Here is a 17,763-nt window from a genome sequence, read left to right as displayed (position 1 = left end):
CGTAATGAAGGTTTTGTATAATTAAGCGAACTGAGGCTACAAACTCGCTGCTTTCGCGTCTTTCTCCAATTTGCCCGGCGAGGTAAACCACAACATCAAGATTGTGATCAATGCGTTATAAACGATCAACTCAAACCCAATACGATAGCTGGTATGTGGTACAATGACATACGTATTTAAAAGGAACAAGATGATTGGTGACAAGATACAGAAGTAAGGCACCAAGTTATCATTCACCTTATATTTCGTCAAGATACCAAAAGCAAATAACCCAAGAAGAGGACCATAGGTATAACTAGCCGCCGTGAAAATAGCTGTTACAACAGAGTCGTTATTCAATAAACGAAATATCAAAATAACCACTAACATGATCACTGAAAATGCAAAATGCACGATATTACGCTGCTTAACCAAAGCGGGATCATTCGGGTTTTCCTTTTTATTAAAATTCAAGAAGTCAACACAGTACGATGTTGTCAATGCCGTTAATGCCGAGTCTGTCGTTGCAAAAGTTGCAGCCGTTAATCCCATCATAAAGATAATTCCCGCAGATACCGATAAATGGTTCAATGCAATCTCTGGGTAAAGGTAATCTGGTGTGCGTAATGCAGAAATATCAATTCCTTTCTCCGCAACAAAAATATACAACAAGGCACCTACCGCTAAGAAGAACAAGTTAATCACGACGAAGATACTGGTAAAAGTCAGCATGTTTTTCTGCGCCTCACCGATCGTCTTCATACTTAAGTTCTTCTGCATTAAATCTTGGTCAAGTCCCGTCATCGCTATGGTTACAAAAGCTCCACCAATGACATGTTTCCAAAAATGGTTCTTATCACCAAGCAAATTTTCCCATACCACAATCTGTGAATAGGTACTATCTTTCACCTTTTCAAAAGCCTCGAGAACCGAAACACCAAGGCCATCCGCCATAAAATAAATGGATAGAATCACGGCGAACAACAAACAGAACGTTTGTAACGTATCCGTAATAATAATGGTTTTCAACCCGCCCTTATTCGTATACATCCAGATCAATAGTAAACATCCCGCTACAGTTATACCAAACGGAACATTCCAAGCGTCAAAAATAAATTTCTGAAGGATAATAGTGACCAAATAAAGTCTGAACGCCGATCCAATGGTACGTGATACCAAAAAAATCATCGCTCCTGTTTTATAGCTTTTATGCCCCAGACGTTCCTCTAAATATGTATAGATAGAGGTTAGATTCATACGATAATACAACGGCAATAACACATAAGCAATCACGAGAAAACCTAATGCATTACCCAGTACAAACTGGAAATAGCTGAAATTGGAAACACCAACCGCACCCGGTACGGAGATAAATGTCACCCCGGAAAGCGCTGTTCCAATCATTCCGAAAGCAACCATATACCACTTTGAGTTTCTGTTTGCGACGAAGAAGGTCGAGTTATCCGACGTACCTTTAGATGTAAAATAAGACACCGCTAGTAATACCCCGAAGTAGACCACTAGAAATGTCAATAATATAAATGGAGACATATATTTAGATTAGTTTATATTGACTATTTATTATGCTGATAGTTCTCAATAGCTTTCCGTACGTTACCGAACTCTTCCAATAATGCTGATGCTGTTTCTTCATCTGCCCCCGTTTCATCCATCACCATACGCACACCTCGTGCTACCAATTTAATATTGGACAGCTGCATATCCACCATCTTATTACCTTTCACGCGCCCTAATTGAATCATTACAGACGTGCTTAACATATTCAGTACCAATTTTTGTGCAGTCCCTGATTTCATCCGTGTAGACCCCGTCACAAATTCAGGCCCCACAACGACCTCTACCGGATATTGTGCAACAGCTGCAATTGGAGAACCATCATTACATACGATACACCCCGTTGCCAAGCCTTCTTGATTAGCGCGTTCTAACCCACCAATTACATACGGTGTTGTTCCAGAAGCTGCGATACCAACGATTACATCATTTTCATGCACTCCAAACTCTTCCAGATCCTTCCAAGCTTGCTCCATATCATCTTCAGCAAACTCAACCGCTTTACGGATCGCCGTATCCCCACCAGCAATTAATCCAATAACCCAATCAAAAGGAACACCAAAAGTAGGTGGGCATTCTGATGCATCAAGAATTCCAAGACGTCCACTCGTTCCCGCACCAATGTAAAACAGCCGACCGCCCTTTTTCATCTTCTCTACGGTCACCTCAACCAAACGCTCCAGCTGTGGTATAGCTTGCTCTACAGCATTGGGAACTGTTTTATCCTCTTGATTAATGTTTGTCAAAAGTTCTTTGACAGACATTTTATCTAAATCCTGGTAATTCGACTCCTTTTCAGTTACTCTTATCATATCACAAATAAAAACTTCTATTATACAAATATGCAAATTTTAATCAAAAACATGCACAAACACGCAACATTTTATTGCGCCAATAACTCATTTATTTTCACGAAGGAATACCCTCGTTTTTTAAGGCCATTTATCAGCTCAGGCATGCGATTATACAGCTTGTCTGCACGTCTTTCATCAACGCCTAGATGAACCAAAATTATGTGACCATTTAGGTTTTTAAGGTCGGCTCGGTTATATAATTGTTCTAAAATTGCTTCCGAACTCATATACTTATTTCCCATTCCCGGAAATGTATAATCCGCAGCAGTGCGCAGTCCTGGTGTATAGTTCACGGTATATAGCCCCAAAGTGCTAGCCCAGCGGACAACATCATCATTATACCACTCGTAAGCAGGCATAAAGAAGAGCGCATTGTCCTTCTTAATCCCTACAGCTTGCAAAGCTCGATAATTATCTTCTAAATCTTTCAAAAAATTTTCACGTGAGATAATTGTACTATCGCGCTTCTCCCAAGGTGCATACAGCAAGTGTTTATCGGAATGCGGACCGATATAATGCTTGCTTTTAATAGCATTCAAGAAAAGCTGGTTTTCTGGATTTCGCAGAAAATCGCCTGTAAAGAAAAAACTAGCTTCCACTTTATTCTTTCGCAATGCCTCAGCAATAACATCTTTCCCATCATTTAAATCGTGTCCTGTGAAAACGAGACTCACTTTTCTCGCCGTGGTATCGCCTTGCACCAATACGCCATAGCGGTCCTTCTTCCGTGTCTCCTGCTGCTCTTGGGATGCCAACAAGTAAATCAGTGATGCCGTGCCATCCATCGTTGGCTCATTACTACTGTAATCGCCATAATCATCATGATACACCACGAGGTCACTCTGAAAATCTTTATACTCATCCTCCTCATTCAGACGGATGCCGATGAGGTTATTGAAAATACTGGTATATACAGGACCATCAACTAAACCTCCATCGATGGGATAATTATGCAGGTGTGTAAAAGCAGAATGTGGATCTACGGGCGTATCGCCCCAAGCTGGCAAACCATAAACCATACTCGTTCCCCATGGATTTACACCGAACAACCAATCGATATTAGCTTGCATCAACTCTTCATATTGTTTATCTTTTGTGAGCTCTGCGTACCATACACATTGAATTGCAAAAGAAACCGTCAGGTTGTTACTGCACCAAATAAAAGGCACGCCCCTATAGAATGCATTTTGTTGCGCACGTCCCCATACCTGTTCAATCCCTTCTTTATAATACGCAATAATCTCTTCCCGTTTCGCTCCATCAAGCTGCTTCGCCAACTCGTAGTGACCGAGATTAATGAAGGGATAATATTGGTAATGATTTGCGGTATCTTTCACTAACCAGGGCGTAATAGATTCTTCTCGTGCATACTTCAAGGCGCCATCCACATATTTTTGATCCTTATTGCGACCATACATCGTGGCGTAGGCAAGCTCCATATCATCCACCCAATTATCTTCCGCATAAATATAAGGCGACTTGACAGACACCGTCTGCGTAACCCCTAATTTCTGATGCGCAAAGGAGAAAGCTGTTTCCGCCTTTTGCTGAAGTAATTGACTGTAATCCACATTCTTCGACGCAAAAAGTTGAGCCCCTAGATTAAAGGCACTCACAAACTTCGCAGCTGTAGAACTCGTACCCGTTGTATTGTTCAGGAACTTGCCCCGCTGTTGCGGCTTTCCGTCAATAAAATAAACCGGTCTTTCGTAACCCCGTCCGTAGAAAGGATCTTCCCCCGGCATCCGCATGGACGCATGGTCTCTATCGTCAGCAATTTGATTGAACATGATGTGCGGCTGCGGGTGCATCTTGACCAACCAATCCAGTCCCCACTTCGCCTCGTCCAACACATCCTTAATCCCATTGGATCCATCCAAGCCATTCGCTTGTTTATAATCGGTAAACACATTAGGAAAATCTCGATACGCCGCCAAAAGGTGATACGTCGCATTGGCAGATGTTGTCGCATATTGCAAGTAGTCGGACGCATCATGCCAGCCGCCACCGACATCAATCTGCGTACTATCTTTCAGCCCTGCCGATGCACCGTAGAGCGTAAACCCGTCGTGCGTATGGCAACTATCCTTCAGAAAAGGATTGAAAAGCGTACGTTGCTGGCGCATATAGCGTAGCGTAAAATCAGCCGTACCATTATAGACATCTTCCCCGATTCGTATTTCAGGAGACGCCACACCATCAACCTCTACGATATACCGTCCCGGTTTCAGGAAAGCAGAGAAGTCTAACCGATAAGACTGCACGAAAGGGCCGTATGCCCCAAAGGCTTTCGAGGATTTACCCTTATAGACAACTTTGTTTGTCTTTTTATCTTTCAGCGTAAACGAGGAAACCTTCTTATCGGTCTTACTTGCCCACACGGCAACCTTTTTCCCCGCAGATTTATACCCCAATTGATTAACCCGAATCCAGGTATCCTGCGCTACGCCTGATAAGCTCGTCAGCACGAGAAGAAATAGGGCACAAAGTCTCATCTTATTCATTGGATAACAGATGAATTTTTGCAATCACCCCATCCATTGTTGAGACAACTACATGGTTAGCATCTAAAACAAATATAGGGTTTATCATCGCATTTGATAATTTATATTGCCAGGAGACCGCTCCACTTTTAGCATTAATACCAGAAACCAATCCCGAGTGACTCGGCACAAAAACCTGCTTACCATTGGTTTCAATAGCGGATGGCGTAAGCTCATAAGGAAGCTGTAAAGCTGATTTCCAAGCGACCTCCATACTATCCGCTTTAGTGGATACACCCAGTAGGTTTCCGTCCATGGTTTTAACGTATACATATTGACCGTCCTTCGACAAGCCCATTGACTCACGAACACGGATAGGGTCTTTCTTTTCGCGCCAAATCACCTCTCCTGTTTCCACATCGAGACAGGTCATAAAACGGTCTGGTGCGACAAGAAACACGCGGTTGTTGCTGACCACCGGGTAGCAGGCCGCCGCCGAAAACATCCGATTTGCATGTCCGTTATTCCACTCCCATAACAGCTGCCCAGATTTACGATCCAACGCATAGAAACCGTTGCCCCAATCACCAAAAATCACCTTTTCTTTATACAAAGTTGGTTTCGTCGAAACGAAGCCTTTTAGCTTATCGAAAGACCAGCGCAGTTTGCCTGTCTTCACATCGATCGCTCTAAACTGTCCGTCTGAAGCGCCAATAAAGGCGATCCCATCGCTGTCGATCGTTGTGCTTCCCAAAACAGCTTTTGCAGTTTGCAATTTCCAATTAAGTTTACCTGTTTTTGCGTCCAAGCCATAGATGTTTCCATCGGAAGAGCCTACCACAACAGTGGTCTTCCACACAGCCGGTGTGGCATATACTTTCCCGCCTGTTTTATAGGTCCATATTTTCTTTCCAGTTTGTACATCGAGGGCATAAACCGCTCCGGTGGTATTTCCGGTAATCAATAGGTTTCCGTATTTCGCAAAACCGGCTCCCAGGTCACTATTGTCTTGAAAGGTCCAGGCAACCTGTACTTTATTATTGTAGCGTTGGTTTACGGAGAAATCAGGACGCTTGTAGCTTACTTTCTGTAGGTCGAACCGGTGATTGATAAGCGGCACTTCCAACCAGCTGGCCTCGGTTATAGCGAGTGGTCTGCGTACCTCATAGTGTGCCATACCGTTGCCTATCGTGATAATGTTGTATCCGCCGATCGAGTCTTTTGCTCGAAGGTTGGAGCGCCCCATCACGCCTGGAATTCCTTCCCAATTGTAGAGCTTGTTGGCATGCCCATGTCCGCAAAGCGCAAGTTGTACATTGCGTCCTTTTAAACGATCGATCGCTTCGTACCAATTGTTTAGTGAGGAATCTTGTGGATAGTGGTTTATATATATAAGGGGTGTTTCTTTATCGGGGTTGGCTTGGAAGACAGAATCCATCCAAACGAGGTTTTCACGTGGAATCTGTCCGGGGCTCATCCGCATATTCGGGCCCGAAGTGGTTCCCATAAATTGGTAGCCTTTATGCTTAAAGAAAAACATCTCGCTACCGAATACTTTGCGGAAAGAATTGGCGCCACTCTCAGACCAGTTGCTATCGTGATTTCCAGGAATTACGTATAAGGGTAATTTTAGACTATCCAAGATCTGCTTGGCCAATGCGAGTTCGAGATCGGAACCGAATTCGGTGACGTCGCCTGAGAGGATCACGAAGTCGATATCTTTTTGTGTGTTTAGGTCTTTGACGGTTCGCCGCAGGTCATCAGCTCCAGTTGCTCCGCCAACGTGGGTATCGGTTACCTGCGCAAACTTAAAGGTTTGCTGCGCGGAGAGCGAGAGCGAAAACGCCGTAAAAAGTAGAAAAAGAAAAGAATATCTCAAAAACATTGTCGAAAGAATTAATTATTATATAAAGCAACATGGGGAAGAAACTCTGTCAAAGATTATCTTCCCCATGTTCAATACCACAAGTCGGTCATTATTTTTGAACCGTTGCTGACGCAGCACTTTCTTGGTTGTCAACGTTAATCGTTGTCACACAATAGTGTCCTGTCTTATCTATCGCGACAGATTGTTCACTCGTCACAGCAACCACTTCGCCTTCTTTCTTAAGATCGCTAAAGTAGTACACCACCGACTTCACGTTGCCAGAGGTTGCCCATTTTAATTGACCACCTTCGACACGAACATTCGTCGGTTTTATTGGCGCTGCTGCGATTGCTCGACCTACGAATGGCATAACAGCAGGTTTACTATACAATGAAGTCAACTTATCAGTAATACCAATCTTATTGTCGGTAATATACTTAGCACTGTACATTGCACTACCTACCACCTTCGCATTTCGCTTCGCCATATTCAGCTGACTCTCCAACTCAAGCGTGGTCTGGAACGCAGATGGTTGTGTCGCATCCCCAAACTTATAAAAACCGTGCCCGATAACCACAGCGGCTTTATTAGCACTTTGTGACCAACTTGCAAGATTTACTTGAAAATCGTTAGACTTGTTCCCAATTTCTTGATAAAGTTGCGGGATCAACACATCTACCCAGCCTTGCTGGCACCATTTGGCGACATCAGCATATAATGTTTTAAAATTGTAATCTTTGCTCGCTGCAGGTGAAATGGAAAAAACAACGGCGGGTTTCGTTGCTACAATAGTCTCATAGATTCCTTTTATAGCTTTATCAACGTTATCTCTTCTCCAATTTTCAATATTCGTAAACCCAGCTCCATATGTTTTATAGTCATCCTGATCGGAAACCATAGTTCCCGCAGAGGATGGATCTGGATAGAAATAATCATCCAAATGTACACCATCCACATCATACTTGGTGATGAGCTCCTTTACGATATCCGAAATACGCTGACGCACTTCAGGTCTTGCAGGATTATAAATCTGTATCTTTTCGTGGCTTACCACCCAGCTGGCATTAATCGAACTGTGCAAATTCGGATACGTAGATCCAGTATTTGCTCGTGTAGCTATGCGATAAGGATTCATCCACGCATGAAACTCGATACCGCGCGCATGTGCCTCATCAATCATAAACTTCAACACATCGTAGCCAGGATCCTTTCCTCGCGTATTCGTAATCGATGTTGCCCAGGGCTCATAAGCAGAGCTATAGTATGCATCGCCCATCGCACGCACCTGAAAGAAAATGGTATTTACTTTCATTGCTTTAAATTTATCCAGATACTGAATATATTTTTGCTTTTGGGAGGCTTGGCTATAATCGCCCATTGGCCAATCTATCCCCCAAGCAGTAGTCATCCACACTGCTCTCATTTCTTTTTTGGGGAAAATCAATCCATCGCCAACAGGAGGTTCAGGCTCCGGAGTAGGAGTCCCACCTCCGCCACCACTCTTGCTACAGCTATTAAAAACCAAGCAAGCAGCCACGAAAAGTGCTAATTTTGATACGATTTTCTTCATCTTGTTCAAATAATAAGTTCAGAAAAATAGCGAGCCCCTTTCACAACAAGGCTCGCTATTTTAATCTTTTTTTTAGTCTTCTAATGTCTTTTTAGGAAGATCAATGATAACAAACCCAGCATCACTGGCTCCCGAATAGAGCACAAGAGTTTGGTCTTTCCCTTCACTATCCTTAACAACGTGCCATCCCGTTTGAGTTGATGGAGATGTATTTACCGGACCTAGGAAAGAGTGCTCAAAGAGAGGCTTTCTCTCACCTTGCTCAAAAGCTGTTAGTGCGTCAACAATGTTCCCCCCTTTAGTAATATCATACAAAGCAAGTACTGTCGCTTCCGACCCTGTTCGAGCAGCTGTCGTTGTAAGCAAATAACGCTCTCCATTAAAGTTTACAACACGTGCATCAGAACTTCTAATAGGAATAGCTGTTCTAGAAAGGGTATGCGCAACCGAACCAGTACCACTAACCACCATAATTGGGGCGTCATGTCCAGTGAATAAGTAATTATCTGTATTTCCTACCCTATTATATGAGCTCCATGAACCGACATTTACTGCTGATGTAATCACTAATGGGCTACCAATTGTCTTATAGTTGGTAACAGTTAAACGTAGCACTTTCGTTCCCGCGTTATCACCCAAAAAGATATATCCATTTCCTGCTTCATCCAAGGTAATAGAAAAATTATCGCCATGACGTACACCTGCTCCAATAATAGTACTCACATTGATATTCGCAATGATCTCTGGCTCCTGTGTTGGATCGGTCCAGTGATAAATCTTTAGTGGACTAGCCGCCGTATTTCCTGAAAGATTAGCGATGTACGTGTGTCCATTTACAATATTACCCACGTTTACTATAAAAGTTCCTTGCGTAACACCTGTCAAATTCAATGGAATTTTCTTTATCGTATTGTTTTTTAAATCACTCACTTTTAACAAATGGGATCCAGCACCGTGACGCGTAACAACTAAAACATGCTCACCATCAAAGCCAGACCCTCTTGTCAAGGCTGACACAAAGCTCTCATAGATCGGATTTCCCAACTCGTTATTCGTATAGTCGTATATAACTCGCTTAGAAACATCTGCCCCAAAAACAGGGATTAGTAAACGAATTGTTGTAAAATACTCTTTGAATCGAGGATTATTTACGACTTTCAAAACAATCGTTTTTTCCGATTCTCCTTCGTTAAAAGGAAAGCTATACACCTCTTTATCCAAAGTTGCACCTGAAGCAAGAGTCGCTTCAAATTTTACCTTCGTGAAATCTGTTGCGGGATCAATCCTCGGAAAAGATATTGTCTTCTTATCCTCATCGATAACACCTTGCACAACAGTATTGCCATTAGCACCCGCATTTACGATTTTTATTTCTTTAAGATCTGTAAATTTATCAGAGGGCACGTTCTGAGGAAAGTCATCCTTACATGCATTCAAAAACAGTGTGAAAACACCCAAAAGCATGGCTAAAAATAGCTTTCCCGTTTTAAATATTAAATTCTTCATAACATTGTATTAAATATCCCAACTTAATTTTGTGGCCACCCTTCAGTCTGCTTTAAGACATATCCTTTCGCAACATACTCATCCATTTGATTTCTACCAACAGGAGTTAGGTATGGATTAATATTCACCTGTCCTACAAATGGCAGACGATCGTTATTACTCTTATGCCTAAAGAATCCTCTCATAGCCGCAGCATTTGAACCATTGTATTGTACGTAAGTTCCTGTAGTTGAAACCACACCCAAATCAGCATTAATTAAATTTGGCAACTGTGCTTGAAAATTCACCCAACCACCCGAAAGTAGATCTGGATTTAGTTTCGTGTCCATATATTCTAATTTACCCCAACGCTCTAAATCTGCAATTCGTGAGAATTCAAATGTAAATTCCATACGTCGCTCACGTCTAATTTCCCACAACAATGGACTTACGGTAATATCACGCTCTGGATCAGATGGAAGACTACCTAGTTGTAAAGCAGCCGTCTGCTTCACTCCTCTTGCCACAGCCTCAGCCGCGATGGGTCTTAACCGGATTTTATTCACACTCTTATCAAGATCAGCCTGAGAAACAGCTGCCCCCCCCATGGTTGCTAGCTCAGCTTTAGCCTCGATCCAGTTTAATAAAACTTCAGCATAACGAAGCACAGGATAGTCTGTTGTATTACGGTTAGCTGTAAACGCAGTTACCGGAGCGCTGTTCAGATTCTCATGAATAGCCTCAACATCACGCGGCAAGAATTTTGCGATATATACCAGGGACGCTCGGTTAGCTGGCAATGGCTTACGGTGAAATGTCGCCTCAAACCGTGGATCTCTGGTTTTAATCATATTATCCAAATCAAATGCGGTAGAGTTTTCTACTGCAGAGTTTTGCCAAACCTTGCCATCATTACAGATAAAAGCTTTCATCAGATCTGTAGTTGGGCCATTGTTAGTAGATTCACGCAAGTTAGAATTTGTGGCAACAGCATGTTGTACACCACCAGCTTCATTGTATATTCTATAAAGCAAGCAATCCTTATTTCCCTTCAAGTCTTCCGAGCTAAACAATGTTCTATACTCCGTTACAATATCATACCTACCGCTATTAATAACCATATCTCCTGCGGTAACAGCTAATTCCAAAAACTTCTTCGCTTGATCGCCATTGTTATAGTAGTACTTTTGCCATGTCGCTTCATGCAAAGCTACTCTCGAAATAATTCCAGCAACGATATAACGGTTTACATTTTGTTCCCCATCAGCCAATCGAACATTCTCAAGCGCAAATTTTAAGTCCTCATATACCGCATCCATTACTTCATTTCTCGGTGTACGAGGTTTAAATAAAGCATCAAAATCAGTATCACTTAACACTTGGTTATAGTAAGGAATATCTCCAAAAGAGGCTACGACTTGTGAATAACGCCACCCTCTATAAAAACGAGCAATCCCCAACCAATGCGCTTTGGCTTCTGTCGACAAAACACCTCCCATACGGCTCTCAATCCGATCAATCATAATGTTCAACGATCGGATAGACGTATAATCCCAAATAGAACTGTTTGGTACCGAACGTGTAAAATTCTCTTGATTACCCAAGGCCAAAACATCATCACTAAATCTAAAGCCCGTTAAGGCTGCACCAGTAGCCGTTGTACCGACATTATATCCCACAAAGAAAGTAGGCAAAAACTTATTGGCGTATAAGCGCACGTTATCTTCTGTTGTCCAAGCCGTTTCGTCTTGCTCTGTCGTTAAAGGAGGTTTATCCAAAAACTTATCACAACTTGTCAAAGAAAGACATAACCCCGCAACTATATATGTTAGTTTATTAAGTTTCATAATTATCCTATTTATTATAAACCGATTTGAATACCCATGGAAGCGGACTTGAACGTTGGTGTCCCTGTTCCCGTACGTCCCAAATTATAATTCCCGTTTGTTAACAGCATAGAATTACCAGAGATCGTTTCCGGATCAATTGGCAACCCTCTTAGCTTGTCAAACGTAAACATGTTTTCGAGTGAAACGTATATTCTTGCTTTTGACAAATGCATCCTTTTCAACAAATTATCGGGAACAGTATATCCAAAAGTGATATTCTTAATCTTCACATAAGCCATATCCAACATGTATCTGGTTTGTGGACGCATTACAAATCCATTATTAGAACCGTTATAATTCCAAGCTCTAGGATAAAATGCATCGGTACGATCTGCTCGCCAATAATCTGAAGCAAATACCTGCGGCATTCCTCCTTCTTTTGAATAGTATCCTGGAATAGCCAGTTGACCATCTCCCCAAATTTTTCGCTCACCAATTCCTTGCACAAAAACAGATAGATCAAAGTTCTTATATTCAGCACCAACCCTGAATCCAAAATCGTATCTCGGTGTACTATTACCAATAACAACCTGGTCACCCATGTCGCCAAAAGTATTTTTCCCCGGCGTAATGAATCCATCTCCATTTACATCGACAAACTTCACATCCCCTGGGGACATAAGAAGAATCTGATTTCCGTCCTCGAAGAACGTTTGATAAACAGGGTTATCCCCTGAAAGCATATTTGTTCTTTTCGCATTTCCGTCATAGATAATTGTTGTTTGAGCAAACTTTCCATCACTATCATAAACGAAATCATCTTTTTGATACAAACGATCTGTTACATATCCGTAAACATCACCATAACGCTTACCAGTTACCCATGTATTATGAATATTTCTGTTTTCAAAAGGAGTTCTCCAATCCGCAGCCTTTGTGATCATAGTGACCGCATCCGCAAGATTTGCATTAAAGTTAAGACGTAGTCCATTATCAAAACTATGACTAAAATCCGCAGCAATCTCCCAGCCTCTTGTACGAAGGTTACCGTAGTTACCCAATGGCGCAGACGCCCCGAAGGTTGCGGGAAGTGCATCCCCTCCGATAATCATATCTTTAGTAGAACGCTGATACCACTCAAACACAAAGCCCAACTTATTATTAAATAAGCGAACATCTGCCCCTAAGTTTAAGTGTTCAATATTTTGCCAGCCAAGGCCAGCCGAGATTGCATTAGGCGTCCCTAACTGGAAATACTTAGCATTCTCCGACGACAACCAGTTATTCTGTGTTATAGCCATTTTTGCCCAATAAAGACCGTTAGATACCGACTGATCACCAATTATACCATAAGAACCTCTAAGCTTTAAGAAGCTCAAAGTATTGGCAATTGGCTCCATAAAGGACTCACTTGTCACAATCCATCCTGCAGACACAGAAGGATACCATTTCCAACGCAAATGCTCTGGAAACAAAGAAGTTCCATCATAACGTAAGTTTCCTTCTAATAAATATTTACCCTTATACGCGTAGTTCAAACGTCCAAATACACCAAACTGAGAACTCCAGTCCTGATCTCCGGCAGACTCTTGAGCTCCAGTGGCAAAATTAAATTGCGGATTATCGTTTTTAAGCAACTCTTTTCTGAAAGATTCGTTTCTAATCCATTTGTCACTAACCACATTCGTACCTAACATAAACTTAAACTCGTGGTCATCATTTACATTATATCGATAAGTCGTAAAAGCATTGAAAGTATGTTTCTGTGACTCGAATGCAGATCGATACACGTAAGAATTTCCTTTAGTAGCATAATTCACCAAAGGAAACTTATATCCTGCCATCCCTACACCAGGCTCTGTCCGGTTCCCACTTTCATCAACCCAAATACGTTGTCCTGTTTCATCATTCCATACAACCGGACTATACCATGGCTCTGCTCCTGTAATCGTTGGTTGTGATTTATCCAAGGAATTGAATTCCGAAGTGTACGCATAGTCTGCCTTCAAGTCCCAATTCTTAGTAAAATCAATTGTCGTTCCCAGATTAAGATTTATGTAACGATCTCGCTTCGTTGCAGTATGCGCAAGCGTCGCATCGGTCGCAGGGTCGCGCATATAGACTCCATTTTCTTGCACACCAATCGGAAACAAAGAACTCCATCTGTACAAATACAACCATGGATCTGACGCAAATCCGTTAGAGGCTATAGTATTCGGAGACGTATTTATAGCGTTAGGGTACCTCTTCGTTCCATCAGAATACATTGCCCCTCCACGAAGAGTCAAGAAATCAGTTGCCTTCGTCGAAACATTCAAATTAGAGGTCAACCTTCTATAATCATCATGAGCAGCAGGTTTCATCATCCCCTCTTGACCTAAATAGCCGACAGAAAAATTATAATGCGTATCATTTCTTTTTCCACTCAATCCGAGATTGTGCAAGTGTGAGAAGGCATTATTCTTAATCATGGCATCAGCCGCATCATAAATACGATAACCATATTTATCTACACCATCAAAAAACCAATCTCGCCCGTATACAACAGGATCGCTGTTCTTAACCGTTCCTCCATATTTTTGTTGCCATTCCTTAATCTTCTCAAAGCTATCCCAGTTTAAGCGCCAAAAGCCCCCCGCCGGTCCACTTTGTTTCATATTGTCGTGCGCATCCAATGTATACTGTAACCCATCTATACCAGCAATATCGATATCCTTAAAAGGTGTTTGCAAAGAATAATTGCCCGAATATGTTACATTCGTACGATCAGTCTTTGCGCCTTTTTTTGTTGTAATCAAGATTACACCAAACGCTGCTTTAGCCCCATAAATAGAAGCTGAAGCAGCATCCTTAAGAACTGTAACACTTTCTATATCATCCGGATTAACAACCTGAACATTCGGAACCTCAACATTATCAACCAAAACCAAAGGATTACTGGAGCCTTGCTGCGATGCTATTTGACCACGAATCTTCATAACAGGATTAGAGCCAACCTCACCTGAGGGAACTTGAATTGTCAATCCAGGAATTGTTCCCTGTAAACCTCGCGCAAAGTCAGGAATTGGCCGACTACCTAATGTTTTTTCCACATCAACAGTAGACACCGCTCCTGTTAGGTGTGCTTTCTTTTGCTGACCGTATCCGACGACTACCACAGATTCTAAAGAAGAATTATCAACCTCTAGACTCACATTAACAGTATTCGAAGAAACGGTAACATCTTTTGATTTGTAACCAATTGAACTAAAGCGTAGAACAGCACCTATCGGCGCGTTCACGGAATATTTTCCGTTTGCATCAGTCATTGTCGAAGTTGAACTTCCTAAGACACTCACTGTAATACCTGCCAACGGCCCATCCGCCCCATTTACTGTCCCTTGCACCGTACTTTGCAGTGCTCTGCTGGACGAATAAGATGTCGCCGCAGAAGAATTAAAATATCCAGCCGCCGTAACTGCATTATAGTCTGTGGATAGAAAAACTCCCAAAGCAACAGAAAATAGTAAAGATTTTCTCATTGTTAGTTTGTTAAATAATAAATGATTTGTACCATAATTTGGTTTTTATATCTGCGTTTTTGTTACGAAAAACACAAAAACATTCATAAACCGACACTAATATAGTTAAGAATTGTTAAAATCAAAATATTTATGCGTTTTTTAACGTTTTCTTATGGAAACAAAAAAAAACACGCACAAAGGCGTGTTTTTAATATATTTTCGATTTCTTCTAGTTGAAGTCTGCATAAAGGAGATACTTCTTACGCATCTCTTTGTACTCTTTTAAATCTTTCTCCCAGCTTTTACGGATTTCCTTTTCCGATTTACCCGCCAGAATCTGTTTTCTTAATTCGTCTGTTCCCGCAAGTTTATCGAAGAATTCTGCACGTGTAAAGAATTTGGTTTTATCGGGCATCTTGTTGTAAAAATCTAAGACATACTTCAACGTGAACTTTTGTTTATCTGCATCAATCCCTCTCAAATCGTAACCATACATCGTCTGCCCTTTTCCTTCGACATGCTTTACCATACCTGATTTTTCTCCCGGTGTATATTTGAAATCGCCATAAATAGGATTGTCGTAACCAACCACTTGAAAAGGCCAGTCCGTACCTCGTCCAACAGAAATTTCCGTTCCTTCAAACAAGCACAAAGAAGAATACAAACGAACCGATAAATGATTCGGTAAGCTTGGGGATGGAATAACAGGTAAATCATACATTTTCGTGTGATCCCAATTTGCTACCGGCACAACCGTCAGCTTACATTGTTTACCTTGCTCCAACCATTTTTCTCCATTGATCATTTTTGCGAGCTCACCCACAGTTAAACCATGAATCATCGCGATTTTATGAAAAGAAACGTTTGATTTAAATTTATCGTCTTTCCGTACAGGACCGTCCACCTGATCACCACATGGATTTGGTCGATCCAATACAATCAGTTCTTTATTGTGTTTAGCACACAGCTCCATGACACGATGCAACGATGTAATATAGGTATAGAAACGTGCGCCGACATCCTGCAAGTCAAAAATCATGACATCGATGGACTTCACAATAGAGTCTTGCTTTTCATTACCACCATACAAGGTGTATAAAGGCAAACCTGTTTTTGTATCGACATCATTGCTCACCTTTTCACCACGTTCTACATTACCCCGGAAACCGTGCTCCGGAGCAAATCCAAATTGCAAGTTTACTTTTTCACGCAATAAGACGTCTACAAGATGTTCATTATTCTTACCAACAACAGAGGTTTGGTTTCCCATGAGACCTACTTTCTTTCCTTTTAATATGGGAAGGTATTGAGATAATTGATCTGCGGCAGGTGTTATTTGAGATTGGCTAACCGCAGCAATACTGTCGGAATTTGTCTTTTTTTCTTTCTTATTCTGTGCTGTACACGATGAGAGCAAAAGAGCAAGCACCGTAAGCAGACTGAAGCATTTGTTCATATTTGTGCGGTTTTTAATTTACAACAAACATAAACAAGAAAAATGACATATGGAGAATATCGAAAAAAAGAAAATGAAAAACGGTAGATCAAAATCACTTTGACCTACCGTTAAACCTTACAAAAGACGATTAAATCGAGAAAAGCAGACTGCTATTATCGCAATTAATCCTTTACGACAAACCCGATACCATTCACGTTTGCCCCTCCTGCCGCTGTGGCTGGTTTATTAACAACTCTCCATGCCACTTCATTATCAATACCCTTATCTCGTTGTACCATAACAGCACTTGTACCTACGCTGGTAGAAAAAGCGTGGGAACAACCAAGCGTTTTCATAATCTTACCAAGATCATTGAAGGTGATACCAACTGAGAAGGCATTGTTCACACCATCCACCAGTACCGCATAGATTTTTTTATCCGCTGTAATTCCAATAGCCGTATTTGCTTGCACCGTTGTAACCGTACTTGTAATTAATCCGCCTTTATACACCAACCAAGTACCTCCGGAAACCAAATGCTTAAAATCATTAAGATTATACGGATCTAGAGTAACTGTGGTATTGGGTCTGTTGCCGATCACTACTGTTTCATCATTTTTAACAGCAATGAAAGGGCGAGTATTTGCTGTAGCTGTTGTGGTAGAAGTCTTAATTTGTCGCCCTAATCGGATAAAAGATCCTGTTGGAGCCCCACTTGTTGCCACATCTCCATTAATAGCTGCAATGATACGGCCTCCAGTGCGTCCCTCATTATACTTCGCCATATCGCTCAACACCTGGGTTGTAAACAAGTTGTCATCAAAAGGACTTAGTGCAAACACACTAATTTTTGGCTGTGTCAAATCAAGCTCCAACACCTGCATACTCATAGCTTGATCAAGTTTATTCTTGAATCGTACATGCATACGATTTACACCAGGCGCTAAAACAGTCATAGAGTCCATCTGAAACGTTTTTATCACATCTGTACCATCGATTATCTTTTGCGTTAAAGCCTCCTTCGTATTATCTGGAGGAATGGTGTCCTTCTCTACCTCAACGATCTTTGGATCCTCAAACACAGGATAATCATCTCGTTGTTTACACGAAAACAACAGCAACCATGCACATAAAGAAACTCCGAGCTTCAGGTGCTTTTTAATATTTGTTATATTCATAT

General features: G+C 41.6%; 10 protein-coding genes. All 10 read right to left on the bottom strand.

Annotation, left to right across the window (positions count from 1 at the left end; all coding sequences use genetic code 11):
* Window positions 1–36 precede the first annotated feature (36 nt).
* Complete coding sequence (locus E2P86_RS00650; protein ID WP_134430065.1) at window positions 37–1,530, bottom strand: sodium:solute symporter; 1,494 nt, start codon at window positions 1,528–1,530, stop codon at window positions 37–39.
* Window positions 1,531–1,553: 23 nt separating this feature from the next.
* Entirely contained in the window at window positions 1,554–2,366 is an 813-nt protein-coding gene (murQ, locus tag E2P86_RS00645; RefSeq protein WP_085474054.1) for an N-acetylmuramic acid 6-phosphate etherase, read from the bottom strand.
* Window positions 2,367–2,437: 71 nt separating this feature from the next.
* Window positions 2,438–4,912: a glycoside hydrolase family 9 protein gene (locus tag E2P86_RS00640; protein ID WP_206367985.1), complete on the bottom strand. Its 2,475-nt coding sequence runs from the start codon at window positions 4,910–4,912 to the stop codon at window positions 2,438–2,440.
* Entirely contained in the window at window positions 4,905–6,776 is a 1,872-nt protein-coding gene (locus E2P86_RS00635; protein WP_085474053.1) for an outer membrane protein assembly factor BamB family protein, read from the bottom strand. Before E2P86_RS00635 ends, E2P86_RS00640 begins: the two co-directional genes overlap by 8 nt.
* A 91-nt stretch (window positions 6,777–6,867) precedes the next feature.
* Entirely contained in the window at window positions 6,868–8,328 is a 1,461-nt protein-coding gene (locus tag E2P86_RS00630) for a glycoside hydrolase family 10 protein (RefSeq protein ID WP_085474052.1), read from the bottom strand.
* Window positions 8,329–8,400: 72 nt separating this feature from the next.
* Window positions 8,401–9,834, bottom strand: a complete 1,434-nt coding sequence (locus E2P86_RS00625) for a DUF4623 domain-containing protein (protein ID WP_085474051.1) — start codon at window positions 9,832–9,834, stop codon at window positions 8,401–8,403.
* A gap of 23 nt (window positions 9,835–9,857) precedes the next feature.
* Complete coding sequence (locus E2P86_RS00620; RefSeq protein ID WP_134430062.1) at window positions 9,858–11,660, bottom strand: RagB/SusD family nutrient uptake outer membrane protein; 1,803 nt, start codon at window positions 11,658–11,660, stop codon at window positions 9,858–9,860.
* 14 nt (window positions 11,661–11,674) lie between these two features.
* Complete coding sequence (locus tag E2P86_RS00615; protein WP_134430059.1) at window positions 11,675–15,163, bottom strand: SusC/RagA family TonB-linked outer membrane protein; 3,489 nt, start codon at window positions 15,161–15,163, stop codon at window positions 11,675–11,677.
* A 211-nt stretch (window positions 15,164–15,374) separates the two neighbouring features.
* A complete protein-coding gene (locus E2P86_RS00610) occupies window positions 15,375–16,601 on the bottom strand; it encodes an exo-beta-N-acetylmuramidase NamZ family protein (protein ID WP_134430056.1) in 1,227 nt (408 codons plus the stop codon).
* Between the two features lie 164 nt (window positions 16,602–16,765).
* Window positions 16,766–17,761 carry a phosphodiester glycosidase family protein gene (locus E2P86_RS00605; RefSeq protein WP_085474047.1) on the bottom strand — a complete coding sequence of 332 codons (996 nt, stop codon included), beginning with the start codon at window positions 17,759–17,761 and terminating at the stop codon, window positions 16,766–16,768.
* Between the last annotated feature and the right edge of the window lie 2 nt (window positions 17,762–17,763).

Source organism: Sphingobacterium psychroaquaticum (assembly GCF_004421025.1).
GTDB lineage: Bacteria > Bacteroidota > Bacteroidia > Sphingobacteriales > Sphingobacteriaceae > Sphingobacterium > Sphingobacterium psychroaquaticum.
The sequence above is the reverse complement of the archived record's forward strand: the minus strand, read 5'-3'. Positions and strand labels throughout refer to the sequence as shown.